We start from the raw sequence: 18,090 nt of genomic DNA on the forward strand, positions 1-18,090 counted from the left end.
AGTTTACACATACCAAAAACACATACAGGGAGTAATGCCATGCAATTCAAAGTCACCCGGCTGTCACTGCTGATATCCGGCTTGTTCATCGCCGCCAGTCCGCTGGCCTACGCTGCCGAAACGTCTGACGTCGGCAAGGTCACGGTACAGGGCGACAACGGCGGCCAGAGCACCGGCCTGATCCAGCAGGAAGAATCGGCGAAAGCGCGCAGCTCGGTCAATCGCGATTACATGGACAAGCAAAGCACCACCAGCAATCCGTTCCAGATGATCAACCTGCTGCCAGGCGTGAACAGCTACGATACCGACGGCACCGGCCTGTTCGGCGGCAACATCCGGGTGCGCGGCTTCAACAGCGACCAGCTCGGCTTCACCATCAACGGCGCGCCGGTCAACGATTCCGGCAGCTTCGCCGTCTATCCGCAGGAATACACCGACGCGGAAAACCTGTGCGACATCTTCGTCACCCAAGGCTCCACCGACACCGAAGCGCCGCACGTCGGCGCCACCGGCGGCAATATCGGCATGACCATGTGTACCCCCGAAGACCAGCGCCGCTTCCGCACCGAATACACCTTCGGCTCCAACAGCCTGTGGAAAGGCTACGTGCGCCTCGATTCCGGCAAGCTGTTCAACGACCGCTTCAAGTTCTTCGTCTCCTATTCCAAGACCCAGGCCGACAAGTTCAAGGGCACCGGCCGCGCCGACAAGGAACACGTCGACTTCAACAGCAAGCTGGACCTCGGTGGCGGCAGCTTTGTCGATACCGGCTTCATGTACAACTCGGCCCTGAACAACAACTACCGTTCCCTGACCAAGGCGCAGATCGCCCAGTACGGACGCAACCTGGATTTCGGCACCGTGGCGCCGATCCACCAGCCGGGCGGCGCCGGCGCGCAAAACGATTCGACCTACGGCCCGAACGCCGGCATCAACACCGGCAACAAGGACCTGTATTACGGCTACAACCTGAATCCGTTCAAGAACTGGCTGGCCACCATGAACGCCCACTTCCAGCTGGCGCCGCAATCCAGCGTCGATATCAGCCCGTACATGTGGTACGGCTTCGGCACCGGCGGCAACCAGCTGCAGACGCTCAGCGAAGGCAACTCCGGCACCTTGCTGGGCGGCGGCGTGCGCGACGCCAACGGCGACGGCGACACCAAGGACACCGTATTCGTCTACGAAGGCAGCCGCACCCGCACTTACCGTCCCGGCGTCACGCTCAAGTACAACCAGCAGATCGACAACCACAAGCTGATGGTCGGCTACTGGTACGAGCGCGCCCGCCACCAGCAAACCGGTCCGTTTGCGCCTATCGACAACAACGGCAATTCCGCCGACGTCTGGCAAAACAATCCTTCCGCCTGGCTGCGCAACCAGGACGGCTCTTTCGTGCAATACCGCGACACGCTCACCATCAGCACCGGCAAATCGGTTTTTGCGCAAGACAGCATCAGCCTGATGCAGGACAAGCTGAACCTGCAGCTCGGCGCCCGCTACTCGAGCATCGACCGCAACTTCACCAACAACCCGAGCCAGAGCGCACCCGGCTTCTATACTCTGCAGAAATCGTATTCCGACCTGCTGCCAAGCCTCGGCGTCCGTTATCAGCTCGACCAGGCGCAATCGGTATTCTTCAATGCGGCCAAGAACTTCAAGGCGCCAGGCAACTTTTCTTATTTCGGCCTGATCTCGGGCGGCAAGTTCGTCAACGGCGTCTATACCGGCGGCACCGTGCGCAACCCGCTGGTAGACAAGGAAACGTCATGGAACTATGACCTCGGCTATCGTTACGCCAGCGACAAATGGACATTCTCCAGTTCCGTGTTTTATGTCGATTACAAAGACCGCATAGCCACTTCCTACAACCCCGATACCGGCAACCGCACCGACTTCAACGTCGGCGACTCCACCTCCAAGGGCTTCGAACTGGAATCGGGTTACTCGCTCACCAAGAACCTGAGCTTGTACGGTTCGCTGTCCTATATCAAGAGCAAGATGAAGAGCGACATGCCGTTTGCCGCCAATTTCGCGCTGCCCACCGGCGGCAAGGAATTCCCCGACACCCCGAACTGGCTGAGCGGCATGAGCCTGCAATACGCACAGGACAGCTGGTACGTGTTCGGACAAGCAAAGTACACCGGCAAGCGCTACACCACGCTGGTCAACGACGACAGCCTGGGCGGCTATACGGTATTCAACGCCGGCGCCGGCTATACCTTCCCTTCGTCGACATGGCTGAAGAAACCGACCGTGCGTTTCAACCTCAGCAATATCTTTGACAAGCAGTACCTGAACCTCAACTCCGGCAGCGGCAGCCAGTTCACCACCAATGCCGTTGCGATCGGTCCGAATGCACCGGCATCGGCGCCGTCGTTCTACGTCAGCGCCCCACGCACTTTCAGCGTGACGCTGGTTGCGGATTTTTAATCGAGCTGTAGCAAGCCAAGTGCAGCAAACCATGGCGGCGGCCTTTGAACCAAGGGCCGCCGCTGCAACAAAAGTGCATTCGTGCGCAGAGAGGTCAACATGAACATGCAATTATTCCACGAGCTCGCTTTCTACCTGATGTACGCCTGTGCTGCCTTGGCGATATTCGTGATTGTCGAACGCGGGCTGTTTTTCAACTACACGCTGCGCCAGGCGATCGGCCTGGAAAAAGCCATGACCCACGCCGTGCAGCATGTAGAGGAACTGCCGAGCGCATTGACGTCGCGCGCCAGCCTGCCGCTGACGCTGGTGTCCGACATCCTGGCTGAAAAACACCAGCTGACCAGTGAAAAAGACCTGGAAGATTTCAGCGAGTCGGTCTACATCGCCAACCGCGGCGAAGTCCAGCATCGGCTGTGGATCCTCGACACCATCGTCACCGCCGCTCCCCTGCTCGGACTGCTCGGCACGATTTTGGGTATCATCGATACTTTCAAGGCGCTGGCGGTATCCGGCGTATCCGACCCTGGCCAGGTGTCGCAAGGCATAGGCACCGCCTTGTATGCGACGGCGCTGGGCATCGGCATTGCGGTAGTCGGCATGTTTTTCTTTAATATGTTCCAGGAACGGATCGAGCGCATCAACGATCATTTGAAAGTATTGATGCTGCGCGCCTGCGTCGGCCGCGTTGCCGGCCACGAGAGCAAAGCGGCGGCGCTGGCTGAAGCCGGAAAATTGCATCTCGCCTGACCTGGATGGAATCGAGGACTGCTTGAAACATATGGGTGCAAAACCGGTAGTCCAGACCATCCTGTCGTGCTGCGCGGCAGCCGTTTTCCTGGCTGCATGCAGCGGCCTGCAGCCGGCGGCGCAAAATGCTCCGCTGGAAATCAACCTGGTCGCCATCAATGACTTGCACGGCCACCTGGAAGCAGAAACCAGGAGTTACGCCGGCACGGCCGATGCGGCGCCGCGCAAGTTCAAGGTCGGCGGCCTGGACACCATCGGCGGCGCGCTCAACGCATGGCGCGCCGAGGACCCGCAGCTGCTGCTGGTCGGCGCCGGCGACCTGATCGGCGCCAGCCCCGCCCTGTCCTCGATCTGGGCCGACGAACCGACCATCAGCGCACTCAACCAGCTCGGCCTGCGCGTCAGCTCGGCGGGCAACCATGAATTCGACCAGGGCAGCGCCGAATTGCTGCGCTACCAGCATGGCGGCTGCAAGTCGAACCGGCCTGACAAGGCATGCCAGTTCGACAACCATTTCCCAGGCGCCGGATTTTCTTACCTGGCGGCCAATGTCATCGACAAGGCCACCAACCGCCCGCTGCTGGCGCCCTACCGGATTGAACAGGTGCGCGGCGTCAAGATCGCATTCGTCGGCGCCGTAGTGCGCGACACGGAAAAAATGGTGTCTGCCGACGGCATAGCCAACGTCGAGTTCATCGACGAGGCCGACGCCATCAACCGCTGGGTCCCCGAGATCAAGGCGCAAGGCGTGAGCGCCATCGTGGTCCTGATCCATCAAGGCGGCGAAACCCCGGAACCGTTCGACATGGCGGGATGCGCCCATCTGCGCGGGCCCATTGTCGATATCGTCAAGCACCTTGACCCGGCAATCCGGCTGGTCATCAGCGCCCATACCCACAACGGCTATACCTGCCAGGTCGACGGCCGCACGGTGACGCAAGGCGAATCCTTCGGCCACATGCTGACGCGGATCAAGCTCACCATCGATCCGCGCGTCGCCGACCTGCAAGGCAAGGTCACTGCCATCGAGGCCAGGAACGTGCTGATGGACCAGCAGCGCTTCGCGCCCGATCCCGCACTGTCGGTGTTCCTGCAAACGCTGAAAGCGCGCAGCGACCTGGTGCTGGCGCAGCCGATTGCACGGATTGCAGTAGCGCACATCGACAACAAGATCAACGACGCCGGCGAATCGCCCCTGGGCGACGTGGTCGCAGATTCGCAGCTGGCGGCGACGCGCAAATTCGGCGCACAGATCGCCATGACCAACCACAAGAGCATCCGCGAAAGCCTGGACAGCGGCGCCGGCGGCAGCAATTACGCCCAGGTCGCCGCGACCACGCCCTACGGCAATACGCTGATTCTGCTGTCGCTTACCGGCAGCCAGCTGCTGGCCTTGCTGGAACAGCAGAGCTGGCTGGAGCAGGACCGCGCGGGCGGGCGCATCATGCTGCAAGTCTCGCGCGGCCTGAGCTATCGCTGGGACGCCAGGCGGCCGCTCGGACAGCGGGTTGTGCCTGGCAGCGTAAAACTGAACGGCGTTGCCTTGCAGCCGCAGGGACAGTACCGGCTCAGCGTCAACAGTTTCATTTCCCAGGGCGGCGATGGCTTCAGCCTGCTGACGCAGGGCGCCGACCGGGTCGATACCGGCATCAACGACCTCGATGCGCTAAGCCATTACCTGATCGCCAGCGAACGCGACGGCCATCCGGCCGGCAGTGCGCAGGCTGACGGCCGCATTGTGCGTGTGCATTAACTCACCAGAAAACTTCCCGGAACCGCCCATGCGTAAATTGATCGCCACGATTGCAATGCTGCTCGGCTGCGCCGGCAGCGCCCATGCCGAATTCGGCATCCCCGGCTACGAACTGGTGCATACGGCGCCGGTTGAAACCACGCTGGCCACGCCTGACCTGCGGGAACCGCTGCAGGTCTGGAGCGAGATGTTCGATGGCGCCAAACAACAGATCGTGCTCGGTCAATTCTATGTCGCCAGCCAGCCTGGCGCCGCGTTCGAGCAGGTGATCGCGCGGCTCGCCGCGGCCGGGGCGCGCGGCGTCAAGATCCGCTTCCTGATGGAGGAAAAAGGCAAGTTCGCCTCCGACATGGCGACCATCGAACGGCTCAAGCAGATTCCCAACCTGGAATTTCGCTATCTCGATTATTCCAGGCTGACCGGCAACGGCATCATCCACGCCAAATACATGGTGGTCGATGGCAGCAGCGCCTATGTCGGCAGCCAGAATTTCGACTGGCGCTCGTTCGCGCACATCCACGAAACCGGCTTGCGCATTACCGATGCCGCGGTGGTCGGCCAGCTGCAGAAAATCTTCGAGCATGACTGGCATGCGCAGGAGCTGATCGCGCAAGGAAAAGAAGTGCCCAGGCTGAACCAGGCCGTGGTGAGCGCCAACGACCAGCAGGCGACGTTCCTGGTCGCCAGCCCGAACGCTTTCAATCCGCCCGGCGTCGGCGACTCCGAAACAGAATTGCCGAAGCTGCTGGCGGCCGCCAGATCCGAAGTCAGGATACAGTTGCTCGACTATGCGCCGCTGAGCTACGGACCGAATCACACCCGGCCTTATTACGCGGTTATCGACAATGCGGTCCGCGCTGCGCTGGCGCGTGGCGTCAAGGTGAAGCTGATGGTGTCGAACTGGAATACCGAAAAGCCGGCGATCGCCTACCTGAAAAGCCTGGCGCTGCTGCCCGGCATGGAAATCAGGATCGTCACGCTGCCGCCAGCCAGCAGCGGCTTCATTCCCTTCGCCCGGGTGATCCACAGCAAGACCATGGCGATCGACGGCCAGGTGGCGTGGATCGGCACCAGCAACTGGAGCGGCGGCTACCTGGACCTGTCGCGCAACCTGGAAATCGTGCTGCGCAATGAGAAGATGGCAAAACGGATCGCCGATTTGCATCAGCAGACATGGGATTCGGCCTACGCCCAGCCTATCGACGTGATGAAGGATTATCCCAAGCCGGTGAAGGGCAAGGAATAATCCTGCCAGGGCTACTACGGCTCAGGCAGCGCCAGCCACGGCGGTCAGCATGCTGATGGAGCCGATGTCGATGCCATCCACGGCAATCGTCATCTTCTCGTCGTCCTGCTTGGCGCCGGCGATGTACAGCAATGGCAGGTAGTGCTCCGGCGTCGGCACCGACAGTTGCGCATCCTGGCCCTGGTCGGCGTAATCGATCAGCGCCTGCATGTCGCCGTTCACCAGGCTTTCCCGGATATGGTCGTTGAAGCGCTGGGCCCAGCCGTGCACCGGCGCAGCCTGGCTGCGGTTCATCAGGCGCAGGTTGTGCACCACGTCGCCGCTGCCGATAATCAGCACGCCTTGTTCACGCAAGACGGCAAGCTTGCGGCCCAGGTCGAAGTGGAACTGCGCCGGCTGGGTAGCGTCGATGCTCAGCTGTATCACCGGCACGTCGGCCTTGGGAAAAGCCTTGGCCAGCACCGACCAGGTGCCGTGGTCGAGCCCCCAAGAGTGGTCCATGGCAACCGCCACCGGCGCCAGCAGATCGCGCACCTGCGCCGCCAGCTGCGGATCGCCGGGGGCCGGATAACGCACGTCAAACAGCGCTTGCGGAAAACCGCCGAAATCATGGATGGTCTTCGGCTGCGCCATTGCCGTGACGCCGGTGCCGCGGGTGTACCAGTGCGCCGACACCGACAGGATCGCCTTCGGCTGCAGCTTGGCGGCGCGGGCGCCGAGCTCGGCCCATGCAGCGGTGTAACGGTTGTCTTCAAGCGCATTCATCGGGCTGCCGTGGCCGAAGAAAATCGCCGGCATGCGGGTGGCAATGGTGCTCATCATGATCTCTTCCAAAAAAATTATTTACCGGCCTTGCCGCTGTCCAGCGCAAATGCGCCGTTGCCCAGCAAGGCTACCGAAATGGCGGCTGCCACCATGAAGGCCGGATATTCCCAGCCGCCGTTAGGACTGGTGAACACCCAGCCGTTGCCGGCATGCACCGATAATGCGCCCAACAGCACCGGCAGCGAAATCACCGCGGCAATCCGCGCCTGGAGGCCGAGCACCATGGCGATCCCGGTCAGCACTTCGACCGCCACCACAGGATATACCGACCATGCCGGGAAACCCTGGCTGGCGAAAAAAGCGGCAGCGCCCGGCAGAGTGAAGACAAACACTTTCAGGTATGCATGGGCCAGCAGCGCGATGCCCAGGGTCAGCCTGAGCAGGGTAGCGGCATAGGCGCTTGGATTGTTCATGATATTACTTTCACAAAAAATGGTTAAAAACCAAGGGAAGCGATGGATCGTGTTCGACTATATATTCTTGCAATCAAAAGAAAAATCATGTTTTATTGAAATACCATTTCCGAATTCCAAAATAATAAGGCACTCCGATGAATCTGTTCGAGGCGATGAAAGTATTTGTCAAAGTGACCGAAACCGGCAGCTTGTCGGGCGCGGCGCGGATCCTGAACCTGTCCAATCCCTCGGTGACGCGGCACATCGCCGACCTCGAGCAATACCTGGGCGCACGCCTGCTGAACCGCAGCACGCGCCGCCTCAGCCTGACCGATACTGGCAGCGCTTACCTGGAGCGCTGCAAGCAGGTGCTGGCCGATCTTGAACAAGCCACGCTGGCGGCCGGCATGCATGCCGCCAACCCGAGCGGCGTGTTGCGCGTCAACGCGCCGGTATCTTTCTCCGTCAATCACCTGGGCCGGCTGCTGCCGCTGTATGCGCAGCGATATCCGAACGTGGAACTGGATGTGACCTTGTCCGACCGCATTGTCGACCTGGTCGAAGAAGGTTTCGACCTGGCGATCCGCATCGGCCGCCTGCAAAACTCCAGCCTGGTGATGCGCAAGCTGGCCAAGGCGCATGTGCTGACCTGCGCTGCCCCGTCCTACCTGGAGCAGCACGGTGTGCCGCAGCATCCTGACGACCTGGCCCGGCATGCCTGCCTGACCTACGCCTATACGCTGCCGGATAATGAGTGGCGCCTGCAGCGCGACGGCAAGGTCCATACGGTGCGCGTCGGCGGCGGCCTGCATTGCAACAACGGCGATCTGCTGATGGCGGCGGCGGTGGCCGGCATGGGCGTCATCCGGCAGCCGACGTTCATCATCGGCGATGCCATCCGCGACGGCCGCCTGCGGCCGATCCTCACCGATTACCACGGCGACGCCCTGGCAGTCCACGCGGTGTATCCGAGCCGCCAGCACCTGTCGGCCAAAGTGCGCACCTTTGTCGATTTCCTGGCGCAGCAGTTCGGCGAAGTGCCGGCCTGGGACCGCGGCCTGCCAATATGAAAAAAGGCCGCATCGGCGGCCTTTATCCTGGATCGGCAAGCGAGGACTTACTTCTTGCTGCGCGGCGTCGCCGCCTTGGTCAGCTGCGCGCCGGCGTTGTTCAGGTTGGCTTCCAGCGTTTCCACCGCCTGCTTGGCATTCTTGGTCAGCTGTTCATAACCGGCATTGGCGTTGCTGATCACCGATTTCAGGATCGCGATCGCGTTTTCCGAACCGGCCGGCGCGTTCTTGCTGACTTCTTCAATCAAGGCATTGATGCGGCGGGTGGTTTCGGCCAATTGCGCTTCTGCGGCGCGCGTGTATTCAGCCTGGGTGCCGGAAGCGATGCTGGCCAGGTGACGGCCGTAGGCGGCAGCCTTTTCGGCGCCTGGCTTGGCCTGGGCCGCCGAGATGTTGAGGAACTCCTGCGGATCCTTGGCGCTCAGCAGCTGCTTGGCGGCGCCGCCGGATTCTTCCAGCGAAGCCTTGGCCGCATTGATGTTGAGTTCGATGACTTTTTCAACGCCCTCGAAGGTTTTTGTAGTCAGGGTATTGAGCAATGCCAACTGGGCTTCGAAATGCGCTTTGGTTGCTGCGGCAAACTGTTCATGAAACGAAAACATGGCCTTCTCCTGTGTGGACAAATCAACTCTTGCTATCAATATGGCAACATTGCACATTCTATAAGCAAAATGTGAATCTGCCTCCTGCCAAATTTAACAGTCCCTAACCCGCCGCGGCAGCGCAAACCTTCCTGTCTTTCGGTTTGCCGCCATGGCCGGTACGGCAAGCGCGGTAGGCAACCACCGTGCTTTCAAACAGCTGGCGCGCCTGCGGCGGCGGCAGTTTCGCCAGCCGTTCCGCCAGCTTGCGGCTGACCTGGAAATGCTGGTAATCGATGGGCTTTTTCCAATCTCCGCCCCAGGTCAGAAAACCATGCTGTGCGAATAGTTCCACAACTTGCTCGCTGCTCCCCGCCCGGCCGGCGATGCGTTCGCCGAAAGCTTGCCCGGCCGGCGGACTGTAGGCCAGCCGGCCTTGCGCATCGCGCCGCACATACGGGTTTTGCAAAGGATTGATGTCGATCGCCAAACCGTAGGCATGCAAGGACACCGCTCCGCCGCCGGTGATCGGCCTGTCATTGAAGGCAGAAGTGTTGTTGTCCGCCATCGAGGCGTCGTCGTTGCCTTGATAATGCTCCATCAGGCGGGCCTGCGCAAGCGGGAAACGGCGCTTGAGCAGCTCGTCGAACAGCGCTTTTACCTGTGGCGCGACCGCCGCCATGACCATGATCTCGCCGTCGTCGTGGCGCACCTGGTCAAAGTCGAGATACGAGAAACGGACCACTTGCAGCTGCGGGCAGTCAACCGGCGCGCCAGGCTGCAGCACGTGCTGCTTGAGCAGCGCGCATTGCCGGCTGTCCAGTCCAGGGGCGCCGCCCGCCTGGGCGCTGGCCTGCAAAGCCACGCCGGCCAGCAGCAGCGCCAGCATCGGCCTGCGCAGCGCGGAAGCAGCCGCCATCAGCTCACCGGCGGCATGACCAGTTCATGCACCACCAGGCCGGCGTCGGAATTGCCGAAAGTGTCGCCGTTGGCCTTGACGCGCTCGGCGGCTTGCATGGCGTCGGAGTAGCCTTGCTCCCAGCGCCATTCGATCGACCCGCGCGAAAAATTGATGTCCTTGGACGGCATGTTCCAGTCATGGCCGCTGTAGCGCAGGCGCACGATATGGATCGTGCTGTTGTCATGCAGGCCCTTGAATTCCTTGAGGTCCGATTTGCTGCGCAGCTCAGGCGGCAGCTTGTCGTACAGCGCTTGCGCGGCGCGCCGCAGTTGATACATGCGCAAGTAGTTTTCGATGTGGCGCTCCGAACGGGAGGCAAAGGTCACGTCTTTCTGGCGGTTCGTGATCTGGTCCAGGGTCACCGGCTCGGGACCGTTGGCGCTCCACAGATCCACCATGACGCACAAGGTGTTGCCATCGATGTCCGTCTTGGATTCGTCGTCCAGCACCACTTCCAGCGGCGTATTCGAATACAGGCCGCCGTCCCAGTACAGGTCGCCGTCTATCCGCACCGGCGCAAAGCCGGGCGGCAAGGCGCCGCTGGCCATGATGTGCTCGACGCCGATGGTCCGTTCCTGCGAATCGAAGTTGACCAGGCTGCCGCAAGCGACCTTCATCGCGCTGACGGTCAGGCGCATGCCGCCCGGATCGTTCAGGTGCTTGAAATCGACCAGGCGCGACAGCGTTTCCGCCAGTGGGCTGGTATCGTAAAAACTGGCTTTCTCGGCCGGCACCGGCCAGCCCAGCACGAAGGGATTCGGCGAACGCGGCGAGAAAAATCCCGGCACGCCGCGCGCGGTGACGTCGGTAGTGGTCCACCAGGTATTGAACTGGCGCGCGCTGTCGGTGACCTTGCCCAGGTCCATCAGGTCGCCATGGCCGACCTGCTCCCAGAATTCCTTCAGCCGCGACAAGCGCATATCGCGCTCATTGCCGGCGATGATCGCGGCATTGATGGCGCCGATCGAGGTTCCCACCACCCAGTCCGGCGTCAGGCCGTTTTCGTGCATCGCATGATAAACCCCGGCCTGATAAGCCCCCAGCGCACCCCCGCCCTGCAATACCAGCGCCACCCGCGGGGTGACGGACTCGGCTTTGGTTTTAGTACGGATTCGTGCTTTGGAAGTGGTTGCATTGCTCATTTGGCGCCCGTCTTGTGTAGGGAAGAACAATCATATTAACCGATCGCGGCGAGCGGCAGCGGCCACGGCCGATATGTCATCAAACCATCATAAACAGTAACGATTCTCATTTGTGATATATTAGCCACGCCTCAAATGTAACCATTTGTTACAGGCAATAAATTATCATTCGATCATCAAAACAGGAGTCTCCATGTTGTTGCGCTCTCTCATCGCCAGCGCCGTGCTGGCCGCCAGTTCAGCTACCGTCATCGCTCAGGAGCAGGTGCTGAACCTGTATTCGGCGCGCCACTATCAAACCGACGAAGCGCTGTATGGCAATTTCACCAAGGCTACCGGCATCAAGATCAACCGCGTCGATGGCGACGACGCCGGCACCGTTGCACGCCTGAAGAGCGAAGGCGCGGCCAGTCCGGCCGACGTGATCTTGCTGGTGGATGCGGCGCGCCTGTGGCGGGCGGAACAAGACGGCCTGTTCCAGCCGGTGAAATCGGCCATCCTCGATGAGCGCATTCCCGTCAACCTGCGCGGCAAGGACGAGGGCAAGGGGCCGCAGTGGTTCGGCTTTTCGACCCGCGCCCGCGTGATCGTCTACAACCGGCAAAACGTCCAGCCGCAAGACGTCGACACCTACGAAGCGCTGGCCGATCCGAAGAACAAGGGCAAGCTGTGCACCCGCTCCGGTTCGCATCCCTACAATGTGTCGCTGTTCGGCTCCTTGCTGGAACACCATGGCGAAGCCAGGACGGAAGCGCTGCTCAAGGGTTATGTCGCCAACCAGGCGCGCTCGCCGGTGGGCGGCGACACCGACCAGATCAAGGCGGTCGCCTCCGGCGAATGCGGCGTGGCGATTTCGAATTCCTACTACGTGGCGCGGCTGATGAAATCGAGCAAGCCGGAAGATATCGAAGTCATGAAAAAAGTGGCGGTGATCTGGCCTAACCAGAAAACCACCGGCGCCCATGTCAACATCGCCGGCGCCGGCGTCGCCAGGCACGCGCCGCACCGCGAGGCTGCGGTCAAATTCCTGGAGTACCTGTCCAGCGATGACGCCCAGCGTTATTTCGCCGAAGGCAATAACGAATCGCCGGCAGTCAAAAGCGTGAAGAGCGGCAATCCGGCGCTCGATGCGCTTGGTCCGTACAAGGCGGAGGTAATCGACGTTTCCGCGGTAGGCCGCAACCAGCAGAAAGTCCAGCAGCTGCTGGACCGCGCCAGCTATAAATAAGAAACCTGGCTTGAAGCAAGGGCTGGCGCGCAATACGCCAGCCCTTTTTCATGCCGGTGCGCGATCTATTTTTTCCTGATCATGTAAATCGCCAGCCCTACCAGCAGCACCACGCCAAACTCCAGGCCGACCACAATATATTGCGCCATGATGATTGTTTATCCGAAAAGTCATGCAATTGATAAAGGGAAGGTCACCACGTGGCTCACATCCAGTTTGATGCCTATCCATTCGTCGACGGCATGGTCGTGATGCGACGGCACCAATGCCAGCAGCTCCTGGCCGCTCGCCAGCTGCAGCGTGTACAGGAATTCGGCGCCGCGGAAAGACTTGCGCTTTATGCGCGCCTTGAACGGCGAAGCGTCGTCATGCACGATATCGTCCGCGCGCAGCAGCACGTCGAACGGAGCGGACCCGTGCGCCTGGATGTTCTGCAGGGCTGCGGCGCTGACGTCATGCAAATCGCCCAAGGCGGTCGCTACCGCCGGCCGCCCATCGTGCTGGATCAGGCGGCCGGCCAGCAACACGCCATGGCCGATGAAATCGGCGACAAAACGCGTCGCCGGACGATGATACAAATCATAGGGCGCAGCCCATTGTTCCAGGTGGCCATGCTGCATCGCGCCCACCACGTCGCCTATCGCGAATGCTTCCAGCTGGTCGTGCGTCACCATCAGCGCCGTGATGCCGGCCTGCTTCAGGATCTGGCGCACGTCTTGCGCCAGGCGCTCGCGCAATTCGATGTCGAGGCTGGAAAACGGCTCGTCCAGCAACAGCAGGCGCGGCTCCGGCGCCAGGGCGCGCGCCAGCGCCACCCGCTGCTGCTGGCCGCCCGACAGCTGATGCGGATATTTTGCCTGCGAACCGTCCAGCCCCACCAGGGCCAGCATCTCATCGACCCGCCGCAAGCGCTGCTGGCGCGACGCGTTATGCAAGCCAAAGCCGATATTCGCGGCAATGTCCAGATGCGGGAACAAGGCAAAATCCTGGAACACCATGCCGATACGGCGCTGCTCGGCGGCAATCCTGGTCTGGGGCCCATCCAGCAACACCTGGCCCAAGGAAATTCTCCCGCCCTGCGCCTGCTCCAGGCCGGCGATCGCGCGCAGCAAACTGGTCTTGCCGCTGCCCGAAGGGCCGATCAGCACGCCGAGCTGGCCGGCGGCGAGCTGCAGCGACACGGCTTGCACCGCCGGCGCCGGCGCGCCTGGATAACTGACACTGACTTGATCGAGGGTGAGAAACATGGGAAGCGGATAAGTGAAGCTGGTTACAATTCGGTTGCTCAGGATGAAGCCGCGCTTGCCGTGCAAAGCCAGCGGCGGAAAACCTTAGTTTACCGTACTCCCGTTTGCATCCCGTAATTTCCTGCTTCCATATACATGCCACTGATCGCTCTCATCGCGCTGTTGATCGCACTTCCCCTGCTCGGCATCGGCGGCGCCTGGCTTCGGCTGGATGCCCAGGCTATCGCCCTGCTGTCGCAACAGATGCAGACGGTATTGCCGGCTTACCTGGCTACCTCGGCCTGGCTGGCGCTGGCGGTGACTGCCGGCGTAGTCGTGGTCGGCGCCGCCACGGCAGTCGCGGTCAGCCTGTTCGAATTCCGCGGCCGCCGTTTTTTCCAGTGGGCGCTGCTGCTGCCGATGGCGATGCCGGCCTATGTGTCGGCCTATGCCTACACTGACTTCCTCCAGTACAGCGGCGTGCTGCAGGGCAGCTTGCGCCAGCTTATCCCGGGCCTGCGCCTGCCGGAAATACGCAGCCTGCCGGGCGCGATCTTCCTGTTCATCTTTACGCTCTATCCCTATACCTACCTGCTGGCGCGCAGCGCCTTGAACGAACGCGGAGTCCATCTCATGGAAGCCGCGCGCTTGCTGGGCACGCCCCTGGCCGCGCGCATCCGGCGCGTGGCTTTGCCGCTGGCGCGGCCGGCGCTGATGGCCGGCGCCGCGCTGGCACTGATGGAAACCCTGGCCGACTATGGCGTCGGCGCCTATTTTGGCTTGAGCACGTTTACCACCGGCATCTACAAAGCATGGCTGGTCATGGACAGCCAGATGGCGGCGGCGCAATTGGCCTCGGCATTGCTGGCTATCGTCGCGCTGTTGCTGTGGATCGAGCGCAAGGGCCAGCAGCGCATGCGCTTTTCCAGCGTGCGAGGGCAACGCGGCGGCGCACCCGAAACCCGGCTTGCTCCCTTGCCTGGCTGGCGAGGTTTGCTGGCGTGGCTGGTATGCGGTTTGCCGATTGTGCTCGGGTTCGTGTTGCCGGTGCTGATCTTGCTGCGTTTGATGTGGCGCGAATTCCTGCATCAGGAAAGCGATCCCTACCTGAGCAGCGGCGTCGACCTGATGCGTTACGCCGGCTGGGCCTGGAACAGCTTCCGCTTCGGCGCCATCGCAGCGGTGCTGGCGGTGGCGGTGGCGCTCGCGCTCAGCTATGTTCAGCGCAGCCGCAGCCTGCCACCCTTCAAGCTATGGCTGCTGCGCCTGCTCACTCGCATGGCGGCGATGGGGTATGCCGTGCCCGGCTCGGTGATCGCAGTCGGCATCTTGCTGCCGCTGGCCTGGCTGCAGGCGCTGGCGCCGCAAAACCAGGTCGGGATCCTAGTCACCGCGACTTCGTTCGGCATCCTGTATGCCTACCTGGTGCGCTTCAGCGCGGTTGCCGTGCAATCGATAGAAGCCGGTTATGCGCGCATTCCCGCCACCCTTGACGAGGCGGCGCGCACCCTTGGCAGCAGCGGCTGGCGCATCGCCCGCGTCCTGCACGCTCCGCTGCTGTGGCGCTCGATGGCGACCGCGTTCCTGATGGTGTTCGTGGATGTGGTCAAGGAATTGCCCGCCACCCTGCTGCTGCGGCCGTTCAATACAGATACGCTGGCGGTAATCGCACACAACCTGGCGCGCGACGAGCGGCTCGGCGAAGCGGCGCTGCCGGCATTGACGATTGTGGCCGTAGGCTTGATTCCGGTGCTGCTGGTAACCAAAGCTCTGAACCGGCGTTAAGAATTTTTCTTATCCGGCGTTGCGCCGGGCCTTGGCAGGCACCGGGCGCAAGTGACTGCGGTCCGGCGTAGAGCCGGGATCCTTGTTGACCGCCGCCGATACGCCATCGCTGACGCAGTCTTTCACGAAGTCATTCAGGGACTGCCCCTTCCCTGCCGCCGCCACACTGGCGTTGCGATGCAGTTCAGGCGTGAGGCGAACGTTAAACGTGCCGCTGCAGGGCTTGTCCGGTTCCAGGCCCTCGCGCCGGCATTTGTCCAGATAAGAATCCACCGCTTCTGCAAATGCAGCTTGCAGCTCCCTGACATTTTCCGCTTCGTAGCTGACAAGATCATTGATAAACAATATCTCGCCATGCAGGCAGCCATCCTCGATGCTGACCTCGATCGAGCCCGAATAATTTTTATAGCTGAGTATTTTGTCGCTCATTGCATTCCTCGCTGGCGTTCGTCAAACCGTACTCTTTCAGCTTGCCGTTGACCTTTAACAATAAATATTTTTTCACGATATCGCCTGGATGGGGCTTATGCACAAAAATCTTGAGGCCCGCAGCCGTTCTGAAACAGCGATAAGAACCGCCCTTGTCCGAAAACTCGATAAACCCGTATGTGCTGAGCAGGCTGACCAGCTCATGCCATGTAAAGTCTGCTGGAACGGATGCAGCCCGGCTGCGCAATTTATCGGCTTTAGTCATTTGATTATCCTGCCCCTCTCTGAAAATTGCAACTGGAAATTAGTTGCAAAACCGTGTTTCTCCGCTCGCAACGATTTATTTCAATATTCGTGAACAAGATTGATTGTGTCAATTTGGCAATTCCCCTAAAAGCTTAAGGGGACATCCAGGTCGGCAGGCGTAAAATGCAGCATCCCGCAGTTTCTGCCGCCAATCTTTTCGCTAGCCACCTATGACCATCCTGCTGTCCACGCTCAATGCGCGTTATTCCCACGCCTCACTCGGGCTGCGCTATCTGCAGGCCAACATGGGCGACCTGCGCGAGGCCACGCAGCTGCACGAATTCGTCATCGGCGCCAAGACCGCCGACATCGTCGAGAAGCTGCTGGCGCACAAGGCCGACGCAGGCGTCACCATCGTCGGCTTCGGCGTGTATATCTGGAATATCGAGGAAACCACCAAGGTGGTGGCGATGCTGAAGCGAGTCGCGCCGGACATGGTGATTGTCCTGGGCGGCCCGGAAGTGTCTTACGAATCGGCCGAACAGCAGATCGTCCAGCTCGCCGATTACCTGGTGACAGGCTGGGGCGACGTCACCTTGCCGCAGCTATGCCGGCAGATCCTGCACGGTCCGAAACCGCTGATGAAAGTCCATGCCGGGGTGCAGCCGCCGATGGCCGATATCGTGCTGCCGTACAGCTTGTACAGCGACCATGACATCGCCCATCGCACCTTGTACGTGGAAGCTTCGCGCGGCTGTCCGTTCAAATGCGAATTCTGCCTGTCGGCGCTGGACAAGACAGCCTGGCCGTTTGCGCTCGATGCATTCCTGGCCGAGATGGAGTCGCTGCACGCGCGCGGCGCCCGGCTGTTCAAGTTCGTCGACCGCACCTTCAACCTGAACGTCAAGACCAGCCTGAAGATCTTGCAGTTCTTCCTCGACAAGCTGGCAGCCAATCCGGACGATCCGGTGTTTGCCCATTTCGAACTGGTGCCGGATCATCTGCCGGATGCATTGAAGGAATCGATTTCGCAATTCCCGCCCGGCGCCTTGCAATTCGAAATCGGCATCCAGAGCTTCAATCCCGAAGTGCAGGCGCTGGTGAGCCGCAGGCAAAACAATGAAAAAGCAGCGGAAAACATCCGCTGGCTGATGCAGCAATCGCAGGCCCACCTGCATGTCGACCTGATCGCCGGCCTGCCGAGCGAAGATGTCGCCAGTTTCGCCAGCGGCTTCGACCGCCTGGTGGCGCTGCAGCCGCACGAAATCCAGTTCGGCATCCTCAAGCGCCTGCGCGGCACCCCGATCATCCGCCACACCGAGCCTTACGGCCTGGTCTTCGACCCGCATCCGCCGTACACCATCCTCGCCACCAGCAAGATCGACTTTCCCACCATGCAGCGCCTGCAGCGGTTTTCGCGCTACTGGGACCTGGTCGCCAATTCAGGCCGCTTCGCCCACACGCTGCCGATCCTGCTGGGCGATTCGCCGTTCGCCAACTTCATGGCGTTTTCCGACTGGCTCTATGGCAAGACCGACGCCACCCACAGGATTGCGCTGGACAGGCTGGCGGGCCTGGTCGGCCAGTGGTTGCGATTACAAGGGATGAGCGAGAGTGCGGTCAACGCCGTGCTCAGCACGGACTACGCAGGCAAGCCGGCCAGGCCGGCGGACTTGCCGCCCATGGCCAAACCGGATGCGGCAGCTGCCCCCAAACGGCAGGCCCGCCACTTAACCCACTGACCTGGCGGCGGCGCTGATATCCAGCATGTGCTGGCGCCAGGCGCCGATCAGCTGCTGCGCCACGCTGTCCATGGAGGCCAGCGCCACGCTGCTGCTATGGTTGATGATCATCAGGGCATATACATCGGCTAGCGCATTGACCTCTGGGGACAATGCACATTCTTCTCCTACCGCAGGCCGTTGCAGACGCCAGTAATTGATGGCTTGTTCCAGTTCGGGCAATGAGATATTCATGGCTTTATTGTACCTGCCGATGCCGGCTTGTCAGCCATGCGGTA

The 18,090-nt window shown here is 61.3% G+C and carries 17 protein-coding genes; 8 read left to right on the forward strand and 9 right to left on the reverse strand.

Annotation, left to right across the window (positions count from 1 at the left end; translation table 11 throughout):
* Positions 1-39: 39 nt before the first annotated feature.
* The 4 genes from AC07RZ_RS08015 (at position 40) to AC07RZ_RS08030 (ending at position 6,182) form a co-directional block, all read left to right on the forward strand.
* Complete coding sequence (locus tag AC07RZ_RS08015) at positions 40-2,433, forward strand: TonB-dependent receptor (protein WP_494667562.1); 2,394 nt, start codon at positions 40-42, stop codon at positions 2,431-2,433.
* Between the two features lie 99 nt (positions 2,434-2,532).
* Positions 2,533-3,183, forward strand: coding sequence for a MotA/TolQ/ExbB proton channel family protein (locus AC07RZ_RS08020; protein ID WP_092395671.1), 651 nt, complete (start codon positions 2,533-2,535; stop codon positions 3,181-3,183).
* A 31-nt stretch (positions 3,184-3,214) separates the two neighbouring features.
* A complete protein-coding gene (locus AC07RZ_RS08025) occupies positions 3,215-4,936 on the forward strand; it encodes a bifunctional metallophosphatase/5'-nucleotidase (RefSeq protein WP_494667563.1) in 1,722 nt (573 codons plus the stop codon).
* Positions 4,937-4,964: 28 nt separating this feature from the next.
* Entirely contained in the window at positions 4,965-6,182 is a 1,218-nt protein-coding gene (locus AC07RZ_RS08030; protein ID WP_494667564.1) for a phospholipase D-like domain-containing protein, read from the forward strand.
* A gap of 21 nt (positions 6,183-6,203) precedes the next feature.
* On the opposite strand, the gene ygiD is transcribed toward AC07RZ_RS08030, so the two are convergent.
* Positions 6,204-7,004 carry a 4,5-DOPA-extradiol-dioxygenase gene (gene ygiD, locus AC07RZ_RS08035; protein WP_494667565.1) on the reverse strand — a complete coding sequence of 267 codons (801 nt, stop codon included), beginning with the start codon at positions 7,002-7,004 and terminating at the stop codon, positions 6,204-6,206.
* 17 nt (positions 7,005-7,021) lie between these two features.
* Positions 7,022-7,420: a DoxX family protein gene (locus AC07RZ_RS08040; protein ID WP_144738319.1), complete on the reverse strand. Its 399-nt coding sequence runs from the start codon at positions 7,418-7,420 to the stop codon at positions 7,022-7,024.
* A gap of 137 nt (positions 7,421-7,557) precedes the next feature.
* On the opposite strand from AC07RZ_RS08040, the gene AC07RZ_RS08045 reads away from it, so the two are divergent.
* On the forward strand, positions 7,558-8,472 hold the full coding sequence (locus AC07RZ_RS08045) for a LysR family transcriptional regulator (RefSeq protein WP_494667566.1): 915 nt from the start codon (positions 7,558-7,560) through the stop codon (positions 8,470-8,472).
* 47 nt (positions 8,473-8,519) lie between these two features.
* Here the strand turns inward: AC07RZ_RS08045 and phaP are convergent, their stop codons facing one another.
* The 3 genes from phaP to AC07RZ_RS08060 form a co-directional block, all read right to left on the reverse strand.
* Complete coding sequence (gene phaP / locus AC07RZ_RS08050; RefSeq protein WP_494667567.1) at positions 8,520-9,074, reverse strand: TIGR01841 family phasin; 555 nt, start codon at positions 9,072-9,074, stop codon at positions 8,520-8,522.
* 103 nt (positions 9,075-9,177) lie between these two features.
* The gene (locus AC07RZ_RS08055) at positions 9,178-9,972 is read right to left on the reverse strand and encodes a M15 family metallopeptidase (protein WP_494667568.1); all 795 of its coding nucleotides are present in this window, start codon (positions 9,970-9,972) and stop codon (positions 9,178-9,180) included.
* Positions 9,972-11,156, reverse strand: coding sequence for a patatin-like phospholipase family protein (locus tag AC07RZ_RS08060; RefSeq protein ID WP_494667569.1), 1,185 nt, complete (start codon positions 11,154-11,156; stop codon positions 9,972-9,974). The genes AC07RZ_RS08055 and AC07RZ_RS08060 overlap by 1 nt, the downstream gene beginning before the upstream one ends.
* Positions 11,157-11,349: 193 nt before the next feature.
* Here AC07RZ_RS08060 and AC07RZ_RS08065 point away from each other — a divergent pair, with 193 nt between their 5' ends.
* Positions 11,350-12,384, forward strand: coding sequence for an extracellular solute-binding protein (locus AC07RZ_RS08065; RefSeq protein WP_494667570.1), 1,035 nt, complete (start codon positions 11,350-11,352; stop codon positions 12,382-12,384).
* A gap of 170 nt (positions 12,385-12,554) precedes the next feature.
* Here AC07RZ_RS08065 and AC07RZ_RS08070 read toward each other — a convergent pair whose 3' ends face one another.
* Positions 12,555-13,631, reverse strand: a complete 1,077-nt coding sequence (locus tag AC07RZ_RS08070; protein ID WP_494667571.1) for an ABC transporter ATP-binding protein — start codon at positions 13,629-13,631, stop codon at positions 12,555-12,557.
* 135 nt (positions 13,632-13,766) lie between these two features.
* Here AC07RZ_RS08070 and AC07RZ_RS08075 point away from each other — a divergent pair, with 135 nt between their 5' ends.
* On the forward strand, positions 13,767-15,395 hold the full coding sequence (locus tag AC07RZ_RS08075) for an ABC transporter permease (RefSeq protein ID WP_494667572.1): 1,629 nt from the start codon (positions 13,767-13,769) through the stop codon (positions 15,393-15,395).
* 9 nt (positions 15,396-15,404) lie between these two features.
* Here the strand turns inward: AC07RZ_RS08075 and AC07RZ_RS08080 are convergent, their stop codons facing one another.
* Together AC07RZ_RS08080 and AC07RZ_RS08085 are read right to left on the reverse strand one after the other, a co-directional pair.
* The gene (locus tag AC07RZ_RS08080) at positions 15,405-15,824 is read right to left on the reverse strand and encodes a type II toxin-antitoxin system HicB family antitoxin (RefSeq protein WP_494667573.1); all 420 of its coding nucleotides are present in this window, start codon (positions 15,822-15,824) and stop codon (positions 15,405-15,407) included.
* The gene (locus AC07RZ_RS08085; protein WP_494667574.1) at positions 15,799-16,089 is read right to left on the reverse strand and encodes a type II toxin-antitoxin system HicA family toxin; all 291 of its coding nucleotides are present in this window, start codon (positions 16,087-16,089) and stop codon (positions 15,799-15,801) included. The genes AC07RZ_RS08080 and AC07RZ_RS08085 overlap by 26 nt, the downstream gene beginning before the upstream one ends.
* Positions 16,090-16,300: 211 nt before the next feature.
* On the opposite strand from AC07RZ_RS08085, the gene AC07RZ_RS08090 reads away from it, so the two are divergent.
* The gene (locus tag AC07RZ_RS08090; RefSeq protein WP_494667575.1) at positions 16,301-17,812 is read left to right on the forward strand and encodes a B12-binding domain-containing radical SAM protein; all 1,512 of its coding nucleotides are present in this window, start codon (positions 16,301-16,303) and stop codon (positions 17,810-17,812) included.
* On the opposite strand, the gene AC07RZ_RS08095 is transcribed toward AC07RZ_RS08090, so the two are convergent.
* The gene (locus AC07RZ_RS08095; protein ID WP_092395366.1) at positions 17,801-18,046 is read right to left on the reverse strand and encodes a DUF3717 domain-containing protein; all 246 of its coding nucleotides are present in this window, start codon (positions 18,044-18,046) and stop codon (positions 17,801-17,803) included. The genes AC07RZ_RS08090 and AC07RZ_RS08095 overlap by 12 nt on opposite strands.
* Positions 18,047-18,090 lie beyond the last annotated feature (44 nt).

It is taken from the genome of Collimonas sp. GW821-FHT07E08 (genome assembly GCF_059418905.1).

Bases quoted from the DNA above. Each gene is read 5' to 3' on its own strand.
- AC07RZ_RS08040 (WP_144738319.1), bottom strand. From the start codon at position 7,420: ATGAACAATCCAAGCGCCTATGCCGCTACCCTGCTCAGGCTGACCCTG.
- AC07RZ_RS08090 (WP_494667575.1), top strand. From the start codon at position 16,301: ATGACCATCCTGCTGTCCACGCTCAATGCGCGTTATTCCCACGCCTCA.
- AC07RZ_RS08015 (WP_494667562.1), top strand. From the start codon at position 40: ATGCAATTCAAAGTCACCCGGCTGTCACTGCTGATATCCGGCTTGTTC.
- AC07RZ_RS08065 (WP_494667570.1), top strand. From the start codon at position 11,350: ATGTTGTTGCGCTCTCTCATCGCCAGCGCCGTGCTGGCCGCCAGTTCA.
- phaP (WP_494667567.1), bottom strand. From the start codon at position 9,074: ATGTTTTCGTTTCATGAACAGTTTGCCGCAGCAACCAAAGCGCATTTC.
- AC07RZ_RS08045 (WP_494667566.1), top strand. From the start codon at position 7,558: ATGAATCTGTTCGAGGCGATGAAAGTATTTGTCAAAGTGACCGAAACC.
- AC07RZ_RS08020 (WP_092395671.1), top strand. From the start codon at position 2,533: ATGAACATGCAATTATTCCACGAGCTCGCTTTCTACCTGATGTACGCC.
- AC07RZ_RS08030 (WP_494667564.1), top strand. From the start codon at position 4,965: ATGCGTAAATTGATCGCCACGATTGCAATGCTGCTCGGCTGCGCCGGC.
- ygiD (WP_494667565.1), bottom strand. From the start codon at position 7,004: ATGATGAGCACCATTGCCACCCGCATGCCGGCGATTTTCTTCGGCCAC.
- AC07RZ_RS08025 (WP_494667563.1), top strand. From the start codon at position 3,215: ATGGGTGCAAAACCGGTAGTCCAGACCATCCTGTCGTGCTGCGCGGCA.
- AC07RZ_RS08075 (WP_494667572.1), top strand. From the start codon at position 13,767: ATGCCACTGATCGCTCTCATCGCGCTGTTGATCGCACTTCCCCTGCTC.
- AC07RZ_RS08080 (WP_494667573.1), bottom strand. From the start codon at position 15,824: ATGAGCGACAAAATACTCAGCTATAAAAATTATTCGGGCTCGATCGAG.
- AC07RZ_RS08085 (WP_494667574.1), bottom strand. From the start codon at position 16,089: ATGACTAAAGCCGATAAATTGCGCAGCCGGGCTGCATCCGTTCCAGCA.
- AC07RZ_RS08070 (WP_494667571.1), bottom strand. From the start codon at position 13,631: ATGTTTCTCACCCTCGATCAAGTCAGTGTCAGTTATCCAGGCGCGCCG.
- AC07RZ_RS08095 (WP_092395366.1), bottom strand. From the start codon at position 18,046: ATGAATATCTCATTGCCCGAACTGGAACAAGCCATCAATTACTGGCGT.
- AC07RZ_RS08060 (WP_494667569.1), bottom strand. From the start codon at position 11,156: ATGAGCAATGCAACCACTTCCAAAGCACGAATCCGTACTAAAACCAAA.
- AC07RZ_RS08055 (WP_494667568.1), bottom strand. From the start codon at position 9,972: ATGGCGGCTGCTTCCGCGCTGCGCAGGCCGATGCTGGCGCTGCTGCTG.